The organism is Paenibacillus sp. F411, from assembly GCF_017582705.1.
Classification (GTDB): Bacteria; Bacillota; Bacilli; order Paenibacillales; family Paenibacillaceae; genus Paenibacillus_AQ; species Paenibacillus_AQ algicola.
This window is the reverse complement of sequence record NZ_JAGFIP010000002.1, coordinates 168106-187297: the sequence shown is the minus strand read 5'-3', so window position 1 is coordinate 187297 and position 19192 is coordinate 168106. Positions and strand designations below refer to the sequence as shown.

Annotated in this window: 17 protein-coding genes; 14 read left to right on the top strand and 3 right to left on the bottom strand. The window is 50.3% G+C overall.

Features of this window, described 5'->3' with window-relative positions:
* Genes JJQ72_RS03290 through JJQ72_RS03280 form a run of 3 tightly spaced genes read left to right on the top strand, consistent with a single transcriptional unit; the run spans position 1 to position 2722 of the window.
* Positions 1 to 699, top strand: a complete 699-nt coding sequence (locus tag JJQ72_RS03290) for a response regulator transcription factor (RefSeq protein ID WP_208202756.1) — start codon at positions 1 to 3, stop codon at positions 697 to 699.
* Complete coding sequence (locus tag JJQ72_RS03285; RefSeq protein ID WP_208202755.1) at positions 696 to 2162, top strand: sensor histidine kinase; 1467 nt, start codon at positions 696 to 698, stop codon at positions 2160 to 2162. Before JJQ72_RS03290 ends, JJQ72_RS03285 begins: the two co-directional genes overlap by 4 nt.
* A 32-nt stretch (positions 2163 to 2194) precedes the next feature.
* Positions 2195 to 2722, top strand: coding sequence for a GNAT family N-acetyltransferase (locus JJQ72_RS03280; protein WP_208202753.1), 528 nt, complete (start codon positions 2195 to 2197; stop codon positions 2720 to 2722).
* A 74-nt stretch (positions 2723 to 2796) separates the two neighbouring features.
* Here the strand turns inward: JJQ72_RS03280 and JJQ72_RS03275 are convergent, their stop codons facing one another.
* A complete protein-coding gene (locus tag JJQ72_RS03275; protein WP_243895841.1) occupies positions 2797 to 4011 on the bottom strand; it encodes a glucose-1-phosphate adenylyltransferase in 1215 nt (404 codons plus the stop codon).
* Between the two features lie 242 nt (positions 4012 to 4253).
* Here JJQ72_RS03275 and glgB point away from each other — a divergent pair, with 242 nt between their 5' ends.
* Both glgB and glgA read left to right on the top strand, forming a co-directional pair.
* On the top strand, positions 4254 to 6176 hold the full coding sequence (gene glgB, locus JJQ72_RS03270; protein WP_208202874.1) for a 1,4-alpha-glucan branching protein GlgB: 1923 nt from the start codon (positions 4254 to 4256) through the stop codon (positions 6174 to 6176).
* A 46-nt stretch (positions 6177 to 6222) separates the two neighbouring features.
* Positions 6223 to 7659, top strand: coding sequence for a glycogen synthase GlgA (glgA, locus tag JJQ72_RS03265; RefSeq protein ID WP_138225779.1), 1437 nt, complete (start codon positions 6223 to 6225; stop codon positions 7657 to 7659).
* An 81-nt stretch (positions 7660 to 7740) separates the two neighbouring features.
* Here the strand turns inward: glgA and JJQ72_RS03260 are convergent, their stop codons facing one another.
* Complete coding sequence (locus tag JJQ72_RS03260; protein WP_208202750.1) at positions 7741 to 9498, bottom strand: alpha-glycosidase; 1758 nt, start codon at positions 9496 to 9498, stop codon at positions 7741 to 7743.
* Between the two features lie 305 nt (positions 9499 to 9803).
* Between JJQ72_RS03260 and JJQ72_RS03255 the strand changes: the two genes are divergently transcribed.
* The 3 genes from JJQ72_RS03255 (at position 9804) to JJQ72_RS03245 (ending at position 12751) form a co-directional block, all read left to right on the top strand.
* A complete protein-coding gene (locus tag JJQ72_RS03255; RefSeq protein ID WP_208202873.1) occupies positions 9804 to 11228 on the top strand; it encodes an ABC transporter substrate-binding protein/permease in 1425 nt (474 codons plus the stop codon).
* Entirely contained in the window at positions 11215 to 11937 is a 723-nt protein-coding gene (locus JJQ72_RS03250; protein ID WP_208202749.1) for an amino acid ABC transporter ATP-binding protein, read from the top strand. The genes JJQ72_RS03255 and JJQ72_RS03250 overlap by 14 nt, the downstream gene beginning before the upstream one ends.
* 145 nt (positions 11938 to 12082) lie before the next feature.
* Positions 12083 to 12751, top strand: a complete 669-nt coding sequence (locus tag JJQ72_RS03245; RefSeq protein WP_208202748.1) for a 3D domain-containing protein — start codon at positions 12083 to 12085, stop codon at positions 12749 to 12751.
* Between the two features lie 72 nt (positions 12752 to 12823).
* Here the strand turns inward: JJQ72_RS03245 and JJQ72_RS03240 are convergent, their stop codons facing one another.
* Positions 12824 to 13528 carry a polysaccharide deacetylase family protein gene (locus JJQ72_RS03240; protein ID WP_243895859.1) on the bottom strand — a complete coding sequence of 235 codons (705 nt, stop codon included), beginning with the start codon at positions 13526 to 13528 and terminating at the stop codon, positions 12824 to 12826.
* 234 nt (positions 13529 to 13762) lie between these two features.
* Here JJQ72_RS03240 and JJQ72_RS03235 point away from each other — a divergent pair, with 234 nt between their 5' ends.
* The 6 genes from JJQ72_RS03235 to JJQ72_RS03210 all read left to right on the top strand — a co-directional run bounded on the left by JJQ72_RS03235 (position 13763) and on the right by JJQ72_RS03210 (position 19185).
* Entirely contained in the window at positions 13763 to 14794 is a 1032-nt protein-coding gene (locus JJQ72_RS03235) for an NADH:flavin oxidoreductase/NADH oxidase (RefSeq protein WP_208202871.1), read from the top strand.
* A gap of 98 nt (positions 14795 to 14892) precedes the next feature.
* On the top strand, positions 14893 to 15567 hold the full coding sequence (locus tag JJQ72_RS03230) for a PspA/IM30 family protein (RefSeq protein WP_138225782.1): 675 nt from the start codon (positions 14893 to 14895) through the stop codon (positions 15565 to 15567).
* A gap of 122 nt (positions 15568 to 15689) precedes the next feature.
* Entirely contained in the window at positions 15690 to 16094 is a 405-nt protein-coding gene (locus tag JJQ72_RS03225) for a DUF350 domain-containing protein (RefSeq protein ID WP_138225783.1), read from the top strand.
* A 31-nt stretch (positions 16095 to 16125) separates the two neighbouring features.
* Entirely contained in the window at positions 16126 to 16632 is a 507-nt protein-coding gene (locus JJQ72_RS03220; protein ID WP_138225784.1) for a DUF4178 domain-containing protein, read from the top strand.
* Positions 16633 to 16642: 10 nt separating this feature from the next.
* Entirely contained in the window at positions 16643 to 17392 is a 750-nt protein-coding gene (locus JJQ72_RS03215) for a DUF4247 domain-containing protein (protein WP_208202746.1), read from the top strand.
* 167 nt (positions 17393 to 17559) lie between these two features.
* Positions 17560 to 19185, top strand: coding sequence for a PhoX family protein (locus JJQ72_RS03210; RefSeq protein ID WP_208202870.1), 1626 nt, complete (start codon positions 17560 to 17562; stop codon positions 19183 to 19185).
* Positions 19186 to 19192 lie beyond the last annotated feature (7 nt).

Genomic DNA, 19192 nt, shown 5'->3' with positions numbered 1-19192 from the left:
TTGAGCAAAGTTCTCATATTGGAAGATGAAGAATCCATCCGCAGCTTTATTGTGATCAATTTGAAGCGTAACGGTCTGGAGGTTCTGGAAGCGGGAGACGGAAATGAAGCGCTGCATCTGCTGCAGACTGTACCGGACATTGATATTGCGCTTCTGGATGTGATGGTGCCTGGCATTGACGGGTTTGAGGTATGCCGCAGAATCCGCGAAACGAATGAGCGAATCGGGATTATTTTCCTCACAGCCAAGGTGCAGGAGCAGGATAAGGTATACGCGCTTTCGGTCGGCGCCGACGATCATGTCAGCAAGCCGTTCAGTCCGACCGAGCTGATCGCGAGGCTGCAGTCACTCCTTCGCCGTGTCAATGTACAGCGTGCCGGAAGCGCCAAGGTTAGCTTTCAGTCGGGGCCGTTTACGCTGGACCTCATATCCAAGCTGTTTAAGAAGAACGGCAAGACGCTAGAGCTGACGCCGACTGAATTCTCTCTGGTGCAGTTTTTCCTGGAAAAGGAGAATACGCCGCTGAGCCGGGACGTGCTGCTGGATCATGTATGGGGCAAGGAATATATGGGCGATCCCAAAATTGTGGACGTGAACATCCGCAGATTACGCCAGAAAATCGAAGACAATCCTTCCGAGCCGGAATTCCTGCAAACGGTATGGGGACATGGCTACAAGTGGAAGGGTAAGGGCCAATGATCAAAAAAGGGATCCGGCGGGAGATCGTTGTTCACTACTTTTTGGTAGTGTTTATGGCGCTCCTGCTGGTCGAGGTTATATTTCTTTTGGCGGTAAGGACTTATTACTATGACAGTGTCTACAGCCATATCGCCTCCCATATCGTGCTAGCGGATGAATATTATCAAACCTATGCGCTGCGGGATAAAAATACATCGATCATCAATCAGGTCATTTCCTACTTCGAGCTATACGGGACAGAGCTGCAGGTGCTGAATCTCGATGGAAGAATACTGTCCAGCTCTAATGATTTTGATACGGATAATGTGATTCAGACCAGTGATGTGACCCAGGCGCTGGCCGGTGAAACGAGCCGGTGGGTAGGGAAACAGCCCGGAACGAATCAGATTGTCATGTCCGTCTCCAAAACCTTGAAAAACGCAGGTGAGAATCAATACATACTTCGCTATGTAACCTCCCTGGAGAAGATCAACGACAAGCTGCTGAATCTCACGATGCTGTCCATTCTGATCGGAACTGCCGTGCTGGCTACCGTGCTGGCCTTCAGTATTGGCTTGGCGAACTCGATTGTTAAGCCCATTAACAATATTCGTGCTGTGTCTGCCCAGATGGCAAAGGGGCGCTTCAACGTACGAGTAAAGGGCGATTACAAATATGAGCTGGGTGAGCTGGCTTCAACGCTGAATTATATGGCACAAGAAATTGTACGCAGTAACCAGGTCAAGGATGATTTCATATCCTCCATCTCCCATGAGCTTCGGACACCGCTCACGAGCATTAAAGGCTGGAGTGAAACACTCAATTCTGGCGGGTACGATCCCGAAGAGACGCGCATCGGAATGCAGATCATTACGAAGGAAACCGATCGGCTTATCGGCCTCGTAGAAGAAATTCTGGACTTCTCCAAGCTGCAGCAAAACGAGATGAAGCTCGTAACCAGCTCAGTCAATCTGAAAGAGCTGCTGCAGGAAATCATGCTGAATATGTGGGCCAAGGCGGAGAAAAAAGGCATCAAGCTGAATCTGGCCGCGGATTGGAAGCCAGTCATTCAGGGAGATGCCAACCGGTTGAAGCAGGTATTCCTCAACCTGGTGGACAATGCCGTCAAATTCTCGCATGAGCACGGCACTGTCGATCTCACCTTTGAGATGGAAGAGGGCTTTGTGGCCGTTGTCGTGCGCGACTATGGCATTGGCATTAGCGAGGAGCATATCCAAAGAGTTAAGGATCGGTTTTTCCAGGTGAACCCTGTCAATGGTGGAACCGGGCTGGGTCTGGCAATTACGCAGCAGCTCGTGGAACTGCATCGCGGGACGCTGCAGATGGCCAGTGAGCTGGGTCAAGGCACTACTGTGACCGTGCGGCTGCCGCTGCTTGAGCCGCAGCCGCAGGACATGTCCGTAAATGATCAGCAGACAGAGATCGAAGCAACGGCTTCTCCGTCACAGCAGGATCATACGTAATCAGGTTTACGCAGAGACAGGAGGAGCCTGTAATGTTCAATAATTCAACAGCATATCTAGAAACCTCATCTGGTGTATTCACGCTGGCCCCGGCGGAAGCAGGGGAAGAGGGCATGATGCTTCAGGTTCTGGTCTCTACCGCGGAGGAGATGGTTCGGCAAGCGCGTCATCAATGGACGCCGGCCTTATTTGATCTCAACCTGATGGAGCAGTACCTGAGCGAAAGATCCGTGTTTCTGCTCAAACATGAGGGGGAGCCTGCTGGCATGTTTACGATCCAGGAGAGCGACCCCTCCTATTGGCAGGATCGGAACGACACCCGTTATCATTATTTACACCGTCTCGCTGTTCTTCCCAGGTATCGGGGCTTCGAGCTGGGGCGTCAGATGATCGCCTTCGCCGAGAGGCGCTCCAGAGAGCAAGGGAAGGCAGGCTTACGCCTGGATTGTGTAACACACCTCCAGGGGTTAAATGATTATTACCTAAGACTAGGCTATCAATTTGTTGCTATGCATGATATGGGTGGCCGTACGGTTAATTTATATCAGAAGCAGTGGTAGTCCTAATGATCTAAGCTAAAGAGGGCATCAAAAAAGCGATCCGAGTCATCGGATCGCTTTTTGTATAAGGATAATTAAGAAGAGGAGACGTTGGCGCGCAGACGGCCTTTCTCATAGACCTCCAGCAGACGCGCAGGCTGAGTACGAACCGTCGGCTTCGGTGTCACGGTTTCGTGAGGGGCAACGACAACAACATTGCCTAGTGTTCCTTTTACGCTGGCACCGTCTTTAATCACAGCACCTTCGCCAATGATGGCATGCTCGATGTGAACATTTTTCCCGATTTTTGCATTCGGCATAATAATGCTGTCCTTGACGATCGCATTCTTTCCGATCTCAGCGCCGCAGAAAATGACGGACCGCTTCGCTTTACCTTCAAATTGACAGGATTTATGAAGCAGGCTGTCACTGCTGTAATCGTATTGACGACCACTGTGAGCAGACAGCTTTGTGCGCCACGGGCGGGTGTACATAGGCCATTCAGGCTTCTCCAGAACGAGCTCTGTTTGATCCAGAACGTCCATATGAGCTTCCCACAAGCTCTCCACCGTACCCACATCTCTCCAGTAGCCTTTAAACCGGAACGCGTACAGCGGATTCTGCTCGGCCAGCATCTTTGGAATAACATCCTTGCCAAAGTCATGACTGGACTGATGATCCTGTGCATCCTCTTCGAGGTGGCGTTTCAGGTAATCCCATTGGAACAAGTAGATGCCCATTGAGGCCAAATTGCTTTCCGGCTTTTCGGGCTTTTCAGCAAATTCAGTAATTTTCAAATTCTCATCTACACTCATCACGCCAAAACGGCTGGCCTGCTCCCAAGGCACCTCCATCACAGAGATGGTTGCTGAGGCTCCTTGTTCGATATGGCTTTCCAGCATTTCACGGTAGTTCATATGATAAATGTGATCACCGGAGAGAACGAGCACATGCTCCGGATTCTGACCGTCAATGTAAGTCATGTTTTTGTAAATCGCATCTGCCGTTCCCAGGTATTGACCCTGTGAAATCTCGTCAGAGGATAATAGCGCAACTCCACCTGCTTCACTGCGCGTCATACCCCAAGGTGCTCCGTCCCCGATGTGCTCGTGCAGCGAGCTGCTCTCGTATTGAGTCAATACACCTACGGTATCGATTCCCGAGTTCACACAGTTGCTGAGAGGAAAATCGATAATACGGTAATGGCCCCCAAACGGAACGGCTGGTTTGGCAAGCTTTGAGGTCAGTGGAGCGAGTCGTTTACCTTCTCCTCCGGCCAACAGCATAGCGATGCATTCTTTTCTCTTCATCACGTTTCCCTCCCAAAAATTTTCAACGTAATACATTAATAAACGACTGCTCCAGGGTTTGAAACGATTATATTGAGCAATTTTTATGAAAATTACAAAATAATTTTTCAGTATCATTTTTATTTTCAACATGGTTAAAATGGGGTAATAGTGTTATATTGTTTAACCATAAGATCTATTCTAAAGCAGGTGATAATTTGATCGGTAAAACCTTTTGGGAAGGAAACGCAAGCTTGGAAGCCATGTATTTGTTTCATGAAGGCACTTCGTTTCACAGCTACCGATTTATGGGCGCGCATCCGCGTATAGAAAACGGTCAGGAGGGTGTCCGGTTTACGGTATGGGCTCCGAATGCCTCTCATGTGGGGCTTGCAGGCGATTGGAACGCCTGGGATGGCTCCAAGGATTCATTACATAAGATACCCGAAACGGGCATTTGGACTCGCTTTTTCCCCGGACTTACGGTTGGTACTTTATACAAATATGAAATCACGGGGCCTCATCAAGAAATGTTTCTAAAAGCAGATCCTTATGCGTTTGCCTCCGAGCTCCGCCCGGCAACAGCCTCAGCGGTGACGGATCTTACCGGCTATAAGTGGAGCGATGCAGCCTACCGCCGCAAGAAATCCGCTGGCTACCGCAAGCCGGTCAATATTTACGAAATGCACTTTGGTACCTGGCGCCAGCATGAGGACGGAAGCTTCCTGACATACCGTGAAATGGCAGATCATCTCATTCCTTACTTGCTGGACATGAACTACACGCATGTAGAATTTATGCCCTTGGCGGAGCACCCTTATGATCTATCCTGGGGCTATCAGGGCACCGGGTTTTACTCCTTGACGAGCCGTTACGGCTCCCCGCACGATTTCATGTATCTGGTGGATCAGCTGCATCAGGCAGATATCGGGGTATTGCTGGACTGGGTACCTGCGCATTTTGCCAAGGACGCGCATGGCCTGCGTCAGTTTGATGGGGGTCCGCTGTATGAGTATGAAGATCCCTCAAAAGCCGAAAAGCCGGGATGGGGCACACTCTCCTTCGATTATTCCAAGCCAGAAGTGGTTTCATTCCTCATTTCTAACGCTATTTTCTGGATGGAAATGTATCATATTGACGGTCTTCGAGTGGATGCCGTCACAAGCATGATTCGTCTCGATTTTGAGAAGGAAGAGTGGCAATATCATCCCAATGAGCAGGGCACACTGGAGAACCTGGAAGCCATCTCCTTCCTGCAGCAGCTTAACAAGACGGTATTTGAGTACTACCCGAATGCACTTATGATGGCAGAGGAATCCAGTGCTTGGCCTGGTGTAACATCCCCTGCGCACGAAGGCGGACTCGGCTTTAATTACAAATGGAACATGGGCTGGATGAACGATACGCTTTCTTACATAGAAGAAGATTTCGACCAGCGGCCGGGCAAGCATCATCTGCTGACGTTCCCGATCTGCTATGCGTATTCCGAGAACTTTGCGCTTCCCTTTTCCCATGATGAGGTTGTGCATGGCAAGAAATCACTGCTGGACAAATGTCCAGGGTCGTATGAGCAGAAATTTGCCGGACTGCGGGGGCTTCTGGGCTACCAGATGACCCAGCCGGGCAAGAAGCTTCTGTTCATGGGAGGAGAATTTGGCCAGTTTATCGAATGGAAGGATCAGGAGCAGCTGGACTGGCTGCTGCTGGATTATGAAGCCCATCGTCAGCTGCACACCTATACAGCGTCATTGAACAAGCTGTATAAAGAGCAACGCGCGCTATGGGAGCTGGATCATGATATGGACGGCTTTCAATGGATCTGTGCGGATGATGCGGGGCAGAGCGTAGTCACGTATTTAAGGAAGAGCACCAAGCCAGGCGACACCTTGATCGTAATCATCAACTTTCAGCCTCAGCAGCATGAGCGTTACCGCATCGGCGTTCCGAAGCCGGGACAGTATGAAGAGATTTTTAATTCCGATGACGTGCTGTACGGCGGGGAAGGCCGCAGGAATAATGAGACGTTGAAGACGGACAAGGTCCCATGGCACAATCAGCATCAGAGCCTCGAGGTGAGGGTTCCGCCACTGGGCATGCTCGTACTCAAAAAAAAACCGCCTCGTCCCCGTAAAACAACTGCCTCAAGCAAGCCGGGCACGAAGGGGACTACTGCAGCGAACAAGTAGAACACAAACACCATATAAAAATCAGGAGATCAGGGGGAGAGAAACCATGAAGCTGTTATTTGCCGCGGCAGAAGGTGTACCTTTTGTCAAAACAGGCGGACTTGCCGACGTGATTGGGGCTTTGCCCAAAGCGCTGCAAAAGGCCGGTGCTGACATCCGTATCGTGATGCCGAAGTATGGATCCATTTCCGAGGAGTATGTCTCCCAGATGGAGCACGTCGGGGAGACCCGGGTGCAGGTAGGCTGGAGACGACAGTTTTGTGGTGTGGAAAAGATCGTGGAGGACGGAATTACGATCTATTTCATCGACAATGAGTATTATTTCAAACGGGATGGCATTTACGGCTATATGGACGATGGCGAACGTTTTTCCTTTTTCAATCGGGCCGTACTTGAAATGCTGCCGCTTGTCGATTTCATGCCGGATGTCGTTCACTGTCATGACTGGCATGCAGGCATGATCCCGCTGCTGCTGGAGGCAGATTATCGGCATCGGGAGGGCTATGGTAATATCCGCTCTGTATTTACGATCCACAACCTGCTGTACCAAGGTGTATTTCCGTATGAGGTACTGGTGGATACATTGGGACTGCATAGCCGTTACTTCCATGCTGAAGGTGTCGAGTACTACGGAAATGTGAATTTCCTGAAGGCCGGCATTGTCTATTCTGATCACGTTACAACCGTAAGTCCGACATATGCCCGTGAAATTCAGACCTCGTACTATGGCTATGGTCTCGATGGCATGCTGTCGTCCTGCGGTGACCGTTTAAGCGGCATTGTGAACGGCATCGATACCAAGAGCTATAATCCTGCTACCGATCCTCACATTGCGGTGAAATACCGCAGCAATCTGGGGAAAAAGGTCAAAAACAAGCTGCAGCTGCAGCAGGAACTGGGCTTACCGGAATCCAGTACTGTTCCATTGATGGCGATGGTCACCCGATTGGTGGACTCCAAAGGACTGGATCTTGTCGTTCGTATTCTGGACGAGCTGTTATATTACGACGATATTCAGATTGTTATTCTGGGTACCGGTGACCCGTCTTATGAGCACTGGTTCCGCGAGGCAGCCATTCGCTTTCCGAATAAATGCTCCGCACAGATCTCCTTCAGTGAGCCCTTGTCCCGCAAGCTGTATGCCGCCAGTGACTTGTTCTTAATGCCATCGAAGTTCGAGCCGTGCGGCATCAGCCAGCTGATTGCGCTTCGTTACGGAAGCATTCCCATCGTTCGTGAAACCGGAGGGCTGAATGATACGGTACAGGCTTATAATGAATTTACCGGCGAGGGTAACGGCTTCTCATTTACGAATTATAATGCCCACGATATGTTGAACACGATCCGCCGAGCGGAAGACATCTACCGGAAGCCGGAGCATTGGAAAAAGGTTACCAAGAACGCTATGTCCGGAGATTACAGCTGGCTGGTGTCCGCAAAGCAATACATGGATATTTATGATCTCATTAACAGCTCAGAGTAAGACGGCATGAATACAAAAACTTCCGAAGCAGGGAAAGGGCGAAAGCGCCTGTCTGCTTCGGAAGTTTTTTTGGTTTATTGTTCATGAAGTTTGTTCATGAAGATTTCGGCAGAGAATACGGAAGCCATAGGGATCCAGGCTAATCTTCATGATGCCGCCCTCGGTATCTACCTTTTCATTCGTAAAGGAGTCGTACCAGTCATTCTTGACGAGCGGATGAGACAGGGTGCAGGGCTGGTCGGTATTGTTCATCCAGATGATGAAATGAACCTTGTCATCGACGCGCTCATATACCACGCATGGGTCATGAGGGTCAGCCTTGAGGAATCGGAAGCGGCCTTCGCGCAGTGCTTTATGCTTGCGCCGTAACCCGATCATAAGCTGGTAGAAATCATACAGCTCCCGCTGCTGCTTGTCGGGATCCCATTCCATACATTTACGGCAATCGGGATCATCGCCACCGGTCAAGCCAATCTCATCGCCGTAGAAGATACATGGGGTTCCCATATATGTAAACAGAAATACGACGGTCAGCTTCATTTTGCGGATGTCATGTCCGACCCGGGTAAGCAAGCGCGGTGTATCATGGCTGCACAGCATATTGAATACAACTTCATTCGTTTGCTGCGGGTAGCGCATGATCAAGGAGGCCATATTATCAGCAAACGTACGCCCATCCAGTTCTCCATTGAAGAAGCTGAGCACCTTGTCAGCGAACGGATAATTCATGACGGAATCAAACTCGTCGCCCATCAGCCAGTTCAGGGAATCGGACCAGACCTCGCCGACAATATAAGCCTCCGGGTTCGCACCCTTTACAACCTTGCGGAAGTCTCGCCAGAACTCATGGTCAATCTCATTCGCGACATCGAGCCTCCAGCCATCCAGCTTGATTTCCTTGATCCAATATTCGGCGACATCAAGCAGGTACTGCTTGACCTCCGGATTCGCTGTATTGAATTTAGGCATATTGGCAAAAAATCCGAACGTATCGTAGGTTGGTATGCCTTCATGCACTGTACATGGAAACTCATTCACATGAAACCAGTCTGCATAGCGGGAGTTCTCTCCGTTCTCCATTACATCCTTGAACGGCCCGAATTGATCACTGCAATGATTGAACACCGCGTCCAGCATGACACGAATTCCTCGCTCATGGCAGGCTTCCACCAGCTCCTTCAACAGCTCATTACTGCCAAGATGAGGGTCTACCTGCTTATAGTCTACAATGTCATATTTATGGTTGGAGGGGGAGAGGAATAAGGGGGTAAAATAGATTGCATTAATGCCGAGATCCAACAGGTCATCCAGGTGATCCATTACGCCCTGCAGGTCGCCGCCAAAAAAATTGTCCAGCTGAGGCTGACCGCCCCAAGGCTCCGTTCCCTCAGGGTCATTAGAGGGATCTCCATTGGCAAAGCGCTCCGGCATGATCTGATAAAATACTGCCTCCTTGGCCCAGGCCGGAACCTTAAATACATCAATCTCATGGATGTAAGGAAACTCGAAATAGCCCCCTGGAGGGTAAGGGTAATCAGAGCAGAAGCCATTGTCGATGAGATAGACGGCTTCATCCCCTTTATGGAAGCGGAAGCCGTAAGACAAACGTTTGTACATTGGATTTACGGCACACTCCCAATAATCAAACATCCCGTCAGACGCTGCTTTTTCCATCGTAATCTCAAAATACGTACGATCCCAGTCATATTTATCGCCGGTCAGTGCCATCACACTGTCCACGTCATCCTTCTGGGTGCGGACACGCAGGTGAATGGTTGAAGTATCATAAGCGTAAGCCCACTTGTCTCGGGGAACATGGTAGATTGCTTCGAGCAGCATGGCAGCACCTCCAATACATTTATTCAGTCAGTAGGGTTTAATAACCAGCCAGCTTGTCTATTGAATCAAAACAGGAATTTTTTTCTTCATATAAAAAGAAGGAGGCTGGAATCAGAGAATTGACCATGGTTAAGATAAAATATGCCTGAAATCACTCGTTAATACACAGGTCCAACATTTTTTCATGAAAATAAATGGAAGAGGATTGAATAATCATACACACTGGTCTATAATAACTCAGTCATCAAGATCACCTACAGATACAATGAAGAGGAGAGAGTGCAAACGTGAGAACCAAAATAAAAATGTCCATGCTTATGCTTCTGGTTATGTTGCTGTCTTTTGGCAGCGTGGCTGGCGCTGAGGGTGTGAAAAAGACAATCATTCTGGGCACAAGCGCAGACTATATGCCTTATGAATTTCACAAAACCATTGATGGCGTCGATACCATCGTTGGCTTTGATATTGAAATTGCCAAGGAGATCGCCAAGGATCTGGGTGCGGAGCTGATCATCAAGGATACGTCCTTTGATGCGCTGTTACCGGAGTTAACCAGCGGCCGGGTCGATTTCGTTATTTCTGGCATGAATCCGACGGAGGAGCGCCGCCAGAGCATTGACTTCTCCATCCCGTATTATCGGGCAGAGCAGTCGGTCATCGTCCGCAAGGAGGACGAAGAGAAGTACAGCACTATTGAGAGCCTGGAAGGCGCAAGAATTGGTGTTCAGAAGGCGTCGGTTCAAGAGGGCATCGCCTCAAAGATTTCAAATGCCACGGTAACGTCGCTGGACAAAATCCCGGATCTCCTTCTGCAGCTGGAAAGCGGCCGGGTGGATGCGGTCATCGCCGAGTATCCCATTGCCAACGCCAATATGAATGCTGAAACGATGGCGATCACGGCTGCTGTGCCACAAAGTGAAAATGACGAGTATGCCGTCGGTGTGCGCAAGAACAATGAGGAGCTGCTGAACAGCATTAATCAGACGCTGCAGCGCCTGATCGAGAATGATCTGGTGCAGCAGTATGTGGATGAAGCAGGCGATCTTGCCGCAGGACGCGTGAAGGAGCAGCTGAACACCGTTGAATTTTTTTGGAAATATCGCGACTATTACCTGAAAGGCATCCAATACACTTTGCTGATATCCGCGCTTGGAGTATTTTTCGGCTTTATTCTGGGCCTGCTTCTGGCACTGATGAGAATGTCCGGCATGGCTGTTCTGCGCTGGATTGCTGTCAGCTATATTGAGGTGCTCCGGGGGACGCCGATGCTGGTGCAGCTCTTCATCATTCATTACAGTTTGACCTCATTTGGCATTAACTTCACGCCGATCCAGTCCGGTGTATTGACGCTTTCTTTGAATAGCGCAGCCTATCTTGCTGAAATATTCCGGGCAGGCATTCAGGGAGTGGACCGGGGACAGCTGGAAGCCGCGAGGTCCCTCGGGATGAGCCGCAAGCAAGCGATGAGGCATGTCATTCTTCCGCAGGCATTTAAGGGCGTTCTGCCGGCCATTGGCAACGAGTTTATTGTCATCATTAAGGAATCGTCAATCGTGTCTTTTATCGGCGTATTCGATTTGATGTATCAAGCGCAAATTTTGCGGGGCAGCACCTTTGCTCCATTAAATCCGCTGCTGGTTGCGGCCATCATATACTTTATACTCACCTTCACGCTCTCGAAGCTGATGGGTGTGCTGGAAAGGAAGCTGAGCTCAAGTGATCAACGTTAAGAATTTGCATAAATCCTTCGGTAAAGTTGATATTTTGAAAGGCATGGATGTGGAGATTCAAAAGGGTGAGGTTGTCGTTGTCATCGGTCCCAGCGGCTCGGGCAAGAGCACCTTTCTCCGCTGCCTGAATCTGCTGGAGGAGCCGACGTCCGGTGAAATTATGTTTGAAGGCAAGAATATTACCGCGAAGAATCATAACATCAATGAAACCCGGGAAAAGATGGGGATGGTATTTCAGCAATTTAATTTGTTCCCGCATAAAAGCGTGTTAGAGAACATTACCCTGGCACCGATTCAGGTTCAAGGCATGTCATCCGCAGAAGCAGAAGCCATTGCAGATGAGCTGCTCACAACCGTGGGTCTGCTGGACAAGAAAGGGGCGTATCCGTCACAATTGTCCGGCGGCCAAAAGCAGCGGATTGCTATTGCAAGGGCACTCGCCATGCGTCCGCATGTCATGCTGTTTGATGAGCCGACCTCAGCGCTGGACCCTGAAATGGTCGGTGAAGTGCTGGAGGTGATGAAGAAGCTTGCGATGAACGGCATGACCATGGTGATCGTCACGCATGAGATGGGCTTCGCCCGGGAGGTTGGCGACCGCATTCTGTTTATTGACCAGGGCAGCATTGCCGAGGAAGGGACCCCGGAGCAGATTTTCACCCAGGCGCAGCATCCTCGTACCCGGGAATTTCTGAGTAAGGTTCTGTAATATGGTGGTGTTTCGATTCTAAGCCGGTTCCTCTATTGGAGGATCCGGCTTCTTTTCGTTTCGCTTAGATTGGCAGCATTTTCATGCGGAATTAGTTACAAAATCGTGATATATTTGTAACCAACTTACCACAGGAGGCAGCTAGATGAACAGACGTTTGCGAAACAAAAGGATGCAGAGCAGTAAAGCATTAAAATGGTTTACCGCCGCCATGATGGCATGCACCATGACCGCTGGACTTGCAATTCCGAAAGCAGAAGCAGCACGGATACATACAGCCAAGCAGGGAGATACCTTTTATTTGTTATCCAAGCAGTATAACGTGAATCTGACTACGCTGATGAAGGAGAATCCTTCCATTCACGCCCTGAACATTTATCCCGGTCTAAAGATTACAATTCCTGGCATCAGCGCGAAGCCAGGTGTGTTTGTACCAAGCCTGAATGTCTTCCCAGACCAAAAGATCGTCGAGGCTTGGGGAAAAACCTTTAGCTACAGTAAGACGCTGGGGGTCAGAGCGACGGCCTATTCCTCGGACGCTGCCGAGAACGGGGGCTGGGGGGCTGTGGATTACTTCGGCAACCCTCTTGTGCTGGGCACTATTGCTGTAGACCCCAAGGTCATTCCCTTAGGCACCAAGGTGCTGGTGACCGGACATGCGCATCCTGGACTGCCTAAAAAAGCCTTTGTAGCTGTTGCACGGGATATTGGCGGAGCGATTAAAGGCAATAAGATCGACATCTTTATCCCTGGTTCTCAGCAGTCAGTCAGAATGTTCGGATTTCAGGATATCAAGCTTTATTTCATTCAATAATTCAAACAAGGCCGCTTCCGTGGATGCTCTGGAAGCGGCCTTATGATGTTATGAGGCGCAGATCGGTTCGGTTCAACGCGGCTCAGACAAAGACAATAGCTCAGGTAAGGTAACAAACTCATAGCCTTGGCTGCGAAGCTCGGTAATAATCTCCGGCAAAGCCTCAATCGTTCCACTCAAATCTGAGCCGGTTCCTCCGCCTGCATGCTGCAGCACGATGGCCCCCGGACCGGCTGCTGACAATACATTGCTCTTCACCTCATCTTTGCCGAGCCCTTTCCAGTCCAGGGAGTCCACGTTCCAATTTACAATCTTGTATTGGTGCTTACGTGCCCAAAGCAGCTGTTCTTCAGTAATATCGCCGTAAGGGGGACGAATGAGCAAGGTGGCCTCGCCAGTAATCTTCTGAATGATCTCATTCGTACGTTGAATCTGATCCTGAAATTGGGCCAGGCTCAGCTTGCCGAACTGAGCGTGATTGTATGAATGGTTGCCGATGGCATGCCCTTCCTGCTTCATTCGAAGAACAAGCTCGGGATGCTTTTCGGCCCGGCTGCCGACCACGAAGAAGGTCGCTTTGACGCCATGCTCTTTCAAGGCATCCAGCACCTGCGGGGTGAAGCGCGGATCAGGCACATCATCAAAAGTTAAAGCGATTTGCTGTGAAGAGAGCCCCTTAGTACGAAAGGTGTCCGGATACTTTTTGATCAACTGACTTAAGGTCAGAGGATCTGACCGTCCGCTCCGCGGGTTGGTGTCCATGCTGCTGGAAGCCATAGCAGCTTCCGGTGATGACATCAGCAACATGACCAGGAGCATCAGACATCTGCTGATGAAGGCAGTGTATTTCACAAGACTCCGCTCCTTTTTATTTTTTTATGGTATTCCCTGGCAGCGGTGAAAATATGCTATGGGGATGAATATTAAAGCATTCCAGCGTTTTGGATGCCTGGTTTAAAGGGTGTATAATAAAGGAGCGTGAACTATTTAAGCACGGAAGGAATGAATGTTGTGGCTGACTTATTTACACCATATAGCTTTCATAATTTAACGTTAAAAAACCGGATCGTCATGCCTCCCATGTGTCAATATTCCGTTCAGGCGGAGGATGGCAAGCCTAATGACTGGCATTTCGTCCATTATGTCAGCCGTGCTGTCGGTGGAACGGGTCTCATTATCGTAGAAATGACGGCAGTCGAGCCGGACGGCCGAATTACGAATCGGGATACCGGTATATGGAGTGATGAGCATATTCCGGCATATCGCAGGATTGTGGAAAGTGTTCATACCTATGGCACCAAGATCGGAATTCAACTCGGTCATGCGGGACGAAAGGCGCAGGATGCGGATCCGCCAGCAGCTCCTTCCAATATTCCGTTTAGCTCCACCTATAAAATGCCTGCAGCGATGTCAGCTGAGGACATTGAGAACGTGATCAACTCTTTTCGGGAGGGGGCCAGACGGGCGGTGGAAGCGGGCTTTGATACGGTGGAAATACACGGTGCCCACGGATACTTGATCCATCAGTTTCATTCGCCGCTTAGCAACGAGCGCGAGGATGAATACGGACAGAATTACGCTCTCTTCGGTGAGCGCGTAGTTCAAGCGGTCAAAGAAGTTGTGCCTGCCGGCATGCCGATTATGATGCGGGTGTCTGCAATGGAATATGTGGATGGCGGCTATGGCTTGGATTACTGCGCAGAAATATGTCAAAGGTACAAGGCTGCGGGAGTTGATCTCTTTCATGTGACTTCCGGAGGAGAGGGTCCCATTGGCTCCGACGGAGGGCCGAAGGCGGTGCCGGGGTACCAGGTGGAGATGGCCTCTGCATTGAAGCAGAAGCTGCAGGTGCCAGTGATCGCCGTCGGGCTGCTTGATGAATATCAGGCGGCGCAGGAGGTGGTATTGTCCGGTAAAGCGGATCTGGTAGCCGTAGGCCGGGGGATGCTAAACGACCCGTACTGGGCGCTGCATGCCTCCCATGCACTGCAGGGTGAACAGAAGGTGCCTAAAGCCTACGAGCGTGGCTTTCCCAAAAAATAATGAATTCTCGTGCATTTTCGTGAAACCATGCGCAGCCTGCTGCGTATTCATTTAGCAAGTGAACCTACTAATAAGAAAATTTCAGGAGGAACAATACCATGTCCATTTTCAAAAGACTGCGTGATCTGACCATGTCCAATATCAATGCGATGATCGATAAGGCCGAGGATCCCATCAAGCTGACGGATCAATACATTCGGGATATGACAGAAGACCTGGAGGATGCCGAGAAGGCCGTAGCAGCACAGATCGCGATTGAGAAGCGCTTTAAGGCTCTGTTCGAAGAGCAGCAGGCGCTGGCCGAGAAGCGTACGCAGCAGGCTCATACTGCAGCACAGGCACAGAACGTGGATCTGGCGCGCCGGGCGCTGGAGGAGAAGAAGACGGCTGAAGCCAAGCGGGATGAATACAAGGCAAGCTATGATCAGAACAAGGCTGCCGCCGATAACCTGCGTGCCAAGCTGGACGAAATGCGCAAGCAGCTGACCGCGATGAAGAACAAGCGCGAGACCCTGGTTGCCCGTTATAATGCAGCGAAAGCTCAAACCGAAATTAACAAAGCGATGAACGGCTTCAGCAGTGACTCCGCATCATCAGGGCTGAAGCGCATGGAAGAGAAAATGCTTCAGATGGAGGCACGTGCCGAGGCGGGCAATGAGCTGAACGCCAAAGAGAAGTCGCTGGATGATGAGTTTGAAGCGCTGGGCAAGGATAAGGCCGTTGAAGACGAGCTGGCAGCGCTGATGAAGCAATACGAGAACAAGAACGAATAGCAGTAAGCCGCTGCTGGAACAGCGGCGGATCTATGGATCATAACGGAGGAGAATGAGCGCTGGATGCGAGCTTTTCCTCCGTTTTCCATGAGGTTACAAGCCTATTATGACGGAGGTTGAGTATGACTTTTGAAATGATCTTAGGAATCAGCATTTGGACCGGGGTTGGCGCGCTGCTGCTGTTTATCCTGATGTATGTAGATTCGCTGTTTACGAAATACAAGGATCTCGAGGAAGTGAAGAAAGGGAATATGGCCGTGACAGCCAGGCTGATCATGAAGCTGTTTGCACAGGGCTATATTCTTTCTGTATCGATTCAGACCTCACCGGATCTGGTGGAAGCCATTGTCGTGTCGGTCGTCTCTTTTATCATTCTCTTTATTGTGGAGCGGCTGACGGAGTGGATGCTCAAGCTGCTGGGTGGCATCAATCTGGATCTGGGCACTCAGCAGGGCAAGACGGGCTATGGATTATTTGCAGGCTCGCTCCATATTGTAGGAGCATTAATTATTACAGCCTGCCTGTAAAGATATTTATGAACGATAGGAGCCGCTTATCATGAGTGTATGGAAACGAATCCGCAATCTAATGACCAAGCCCGAGCCGCCGAAGCGGGAGAAAAGCATGCTGGAGCTGTCGCCGGGAGATATATGCGAGGTTTCTCTCGTGACTTACGAGGTGACAGGCCGCGTACATAATCGCGGCAGAAATGCAGTGATGCTCACCCTGCAGGACGGCAATACGACCATGTATTTGCAGATTGAAGAGCGCGAAACGCTCCAGTATAGACTGTATGAGCCGATTGATGGGCGATTGGATAACCCGCATGAGGTTCCGACCACGATTGAGCTGGATGACAGGATGTATCATTTGGAGGAAGAGTACGGCGGAATGGTTACGCTTGCCGGCCGGACCCCGTTTACTCAAAATGGCGAGCAGCACGTCTGGCAGCATCAGTCTGATGACTACCGACTGGTTCGTGTGGAATGGCAGAATGGAAGGTTTATGCTCTACGAAGGGGAGAAAGTCATACCGGGAGATGTTAAGGTCATCCGGGCAACCTAGGAGTGGTTAAATGAAGCAACGCTCAATGCTGTTTGTTAAATTATTGCTGGTTCTCAGCTTTCTCGTGTCGATTCTCAGCGGCTGCGGGACGCCGCCAGATGTGAAATCCAGCTATCCGCTGGAATCGGTCAACCGGATGGACAATGCGTCCTCCTATGTGTACCGGGCAGAGAATAAGAGTGTTCCCATCGTCGCCCAGGAGCTTGCGGCAGATACCGCGCCGGATGAAATGTCGAAGGACGACACCGAGCGGATGTTCCTGGTCTATGGAGATGATATCTATCATTTGCAGCAGGACCCTGAAAAGCCGGAGGACACGCTGGTAGAGATCAGCTCCAGAGAATATGTAAGGCAGAATTATGATTCTAGCTTTCTGCAAGGGTATTTGACGGCTGTGCTGATCGGCAATCTGTTTGATGCTCTGGATGGACGGGGGGGCGGCTACCGGGGATATACAAGCCGGGAGGTGTACCAGCCCAAAGCCGGTACCTATAAGGTACCAACCGCTGATGATAAGAAGCTGGCTCCGCCCTTAACCTCTGACCGAAGCGGAAAGATTACGCGCCGAGGTCAGGATTCAGTAGGGTCAAGCGGCAGCATTTTCAAGCGCCCTTCTGATAATAGCAGTAAGGGCACGATCAGCCGCGACAAAAGCAGCGGCAGCAGCGGAGGAGGTCTGTTCTCTCCGCCTAAGCGTTCCTATACGAAGCCCAAAACGAGCTTCGGTTCCGGCAAAATCGGCCGCCGCGGCCGAAGATAAGGTTCTTGACGGGACCGTCTGATGCGATCACCTCCGCATCAGGCGGTCTCTTTTTATTACATTATTTTTACAATTCCGACAAAAGACATAATATTTACGTAACAATTCATCATTATGCTAGGAATGTATGAACAATTGGACAAGGGGTGGAGCACTTGAATAAAACGATGGATCGTAAAACATTTCTTTCTTACCTGGGTACTGGAACTGCCGCATTGGCGGCAGCATCTGCCGGCCTGGGACTGCTGGAAGGAAAAGCATCAGCGATGACCGGAACCGCCGATCACCTATTCGGGTTCAAAACCAACAAGGTTAGCGGATACTTCAATCCCATTGAGCCTACGGATGTTGATGAATTGGTACTTCCTAAAAACTTCAAATATGACGTTGTAGCCGCTTTTGACGATGTCATCAACTCGGCCGGCGAGAAATTCGGCTCTGGCTGCGACTACAATGCCTTTTTCCCGCTGAAGGGCTCGAACGTGCGCGGATTGCTCGTAACGAATCATGAGTACTCCACCATTTTCTCCATCGGTCCGGTGAAGGACGAAAAAATGACCGCAGATCAAATTCAGAAAAATTTGTATTACCTCGGCATGTCTGTCATTGAGGTGTACCGTGATGAAAATGGTGTCTGGAAAATGGATACCCGTTCGTCCTACGCACGCCGTATTAACGGCTTCACTCCTTTCCAGCTGACCGGTCCGGCCAAGGGGATCCCAGCGCTTAAGGGAGCTACATCCGTTCAAGGTACGTTTGCAAACTGCTCCGGCGGGGTGACGCTGTGGAATACCGTGCTTTCATGCGAAGAGAACTTTGAAGGTACCGCTGCTGTATCCAAGCTTCCGGATACTCATTACGGCTGGGTTGTTGAGGTTGATCCGTTTGACAAATCCTATCTCAGAAAGCATACCGCACTGGGCCGCTTTAACCACGAGAATACCGCCATGGGCCTTGCAGCAGACGGCCGGGTTGTCGTTTATATGGGCGATGACAAAAAGGACGCTTGTGTGTACAAATTTATTAGCAAGAACAAGTACGATAAGAGCAAGGGCCGCGGCAACTCTGCATTGCTGGAAGACGGAACGCTGTATGTGGCTAATCTGAAGAGTGGTAAGTGGCTCCCTATTACGCTTGCAGAAGTGAGCAAGGCTGCGGCTAAGGATCCAAGCCTTAAGAACAAGTTCAAATCCCAGGGCGACGTGGTTACATACTGCCAGGAGGCTGCCAAGCTGGTGGGTGGAACACCGACAGACCGTCCGGAGGATATCGAGATTTCACCATTTGATAACACCGTGTTCATCTGTCATACGAACAATGACAGCCATGGCAATATTCACGGCCATATCACACGTATTTTTGAAGCAGGGAATGATCTCGGCGCCATGGAGTTTGATTTTGAAATTTTTGCTGCCGGCGGACGCCAATCCGGCTTCAGCGCGCCGGACAACCTCGCTTTTGATTCCAACGGTGATCTGTGGGTCGTTACCGATATTTCGAGCAGCAGCCAGAATAAAGGCGTACATAAGTCCTTTAAGAACAATGGCATGTTCGTCATTCCAACCAGCGGTCCGGATCAAGGCAAAGCCATGCAATTTGCTTCAGGTCCTGTAGAATCCGAGCTGACCGGCCCTTATTTCACACCGGACGAGCAGACGCTGTTCCTTTCCATTCAGCATCCGGGAGAAACGACACAAGACCTGAGCAATCCGACCAGCACCTGGCCTCATCGCCGTGGCGAGAATATGGCACGCTGCGGTGTGGTCGCAATTAGCGGCTTCAAGCTGCAGTAGGACAGGC

Excerpts from the sequence above, each read along its gene's own strand:
- JJQ72_RS03215 (WP_208202746.1), top strand. The coding sequence starts at position 16,643 with ATGAAGCAACGCTCAATGCTGTTTGTTAAATTATTGCTGGTTCTCAGC.
- JJQ72_RS03285 (WP_208202755.1), top strand. The coding sequence starts at position 696 with ATGATCAAAAAAGGGATCCGGCGGGAGATCGTTGTTCACTACTTTTTG.
- JJQ72_RS03255 (WP_208202873.1), top strand. The coding sequence starts at position 9,804 with ATGTCCATGCTTATGCTTCTGGTTATGTTGCTGTCTTTTGGCAGCGTG.
- JJQ72_RS03245 (WP_208202748.1), top strand. The coding sequence starts at position 12,083 with ATGAACAGACGTTTGCGAAACAAAAGGATGCAGAGCAGTAAAGCATTA.
- glgA (WP_138225779.1), top strand. The coding sequence starts at position 6,223 with ATGAAGCTGTTATTTGCCGCGGCAGAAGGTGTACCTTTTGTCAAAACA.
- glgB (WP_208202874.1), top strand. The coding sequence starts at position 4,254 with ATGTATTTGTTTCATGAAGGCACTTCGTTTCACAGCTACCGATTTATG.
- JJQ72_RS03280 (WP_208202753.1), top strand. The coding sequence starts at position 2,195 with ATGTTCAATAATTCAACAGCATATCTAGAAACCTCATCTGGTGTATTC.
- JJQ72_RS03275 (WP_243895841.1), bottom strand. The coding sequence starts at position 4,011 with ATGAAGAGAAAAGAATGCATCGCTATGCTGTTGGCCGGAGGAGAAGGT.
- JJQ72_RS03210 (WP_208202870.1), top strand. The coding sequence starts at position 17,560 with ATGGATCGTAAAACATTTCTTTCTTACCTGGGTACTGGAACTGCCGCA.
- JJQ72_RS03260 (WP_208202750.1), bottom strand. The coding sequence starts at position 9,498 with ATGCTGCTCGAAGCAATCTACCATGTTCCCCGAGACAAGTGGGCTTAC.
- JJQ72_RS03230 (WP_138225782.1), top strand. The coding sequence starts at position 14,893 with ATGTCCATTTTCAAAAGACTGCGTGATCTGACCATGTCCAATATCAAT.
- JJQ72_RS03225 (WP_138225783.1), top strand. The coding sequence starts at position 15,690 with ATGACTTTTGAAATGATCTTAGGAATCAGCATTTGGACCGGGGTTGGC.
- JJQ72_RS03220 (WP_138225784.1), top strand. The coding sequence starts at position 16,126 with ATGAGTGTATGGAAACGAATCCGCAATCTAATGACCAAGCCCGAGCCG.
- JJQ72_RS03240 (WP_243895859.1), bottom strand. The coding sequence starts at position 13,528 with ATGGCTTCCAGCAGCATGGACACCAACCCGCGGAGCGGACGGTCAGAT.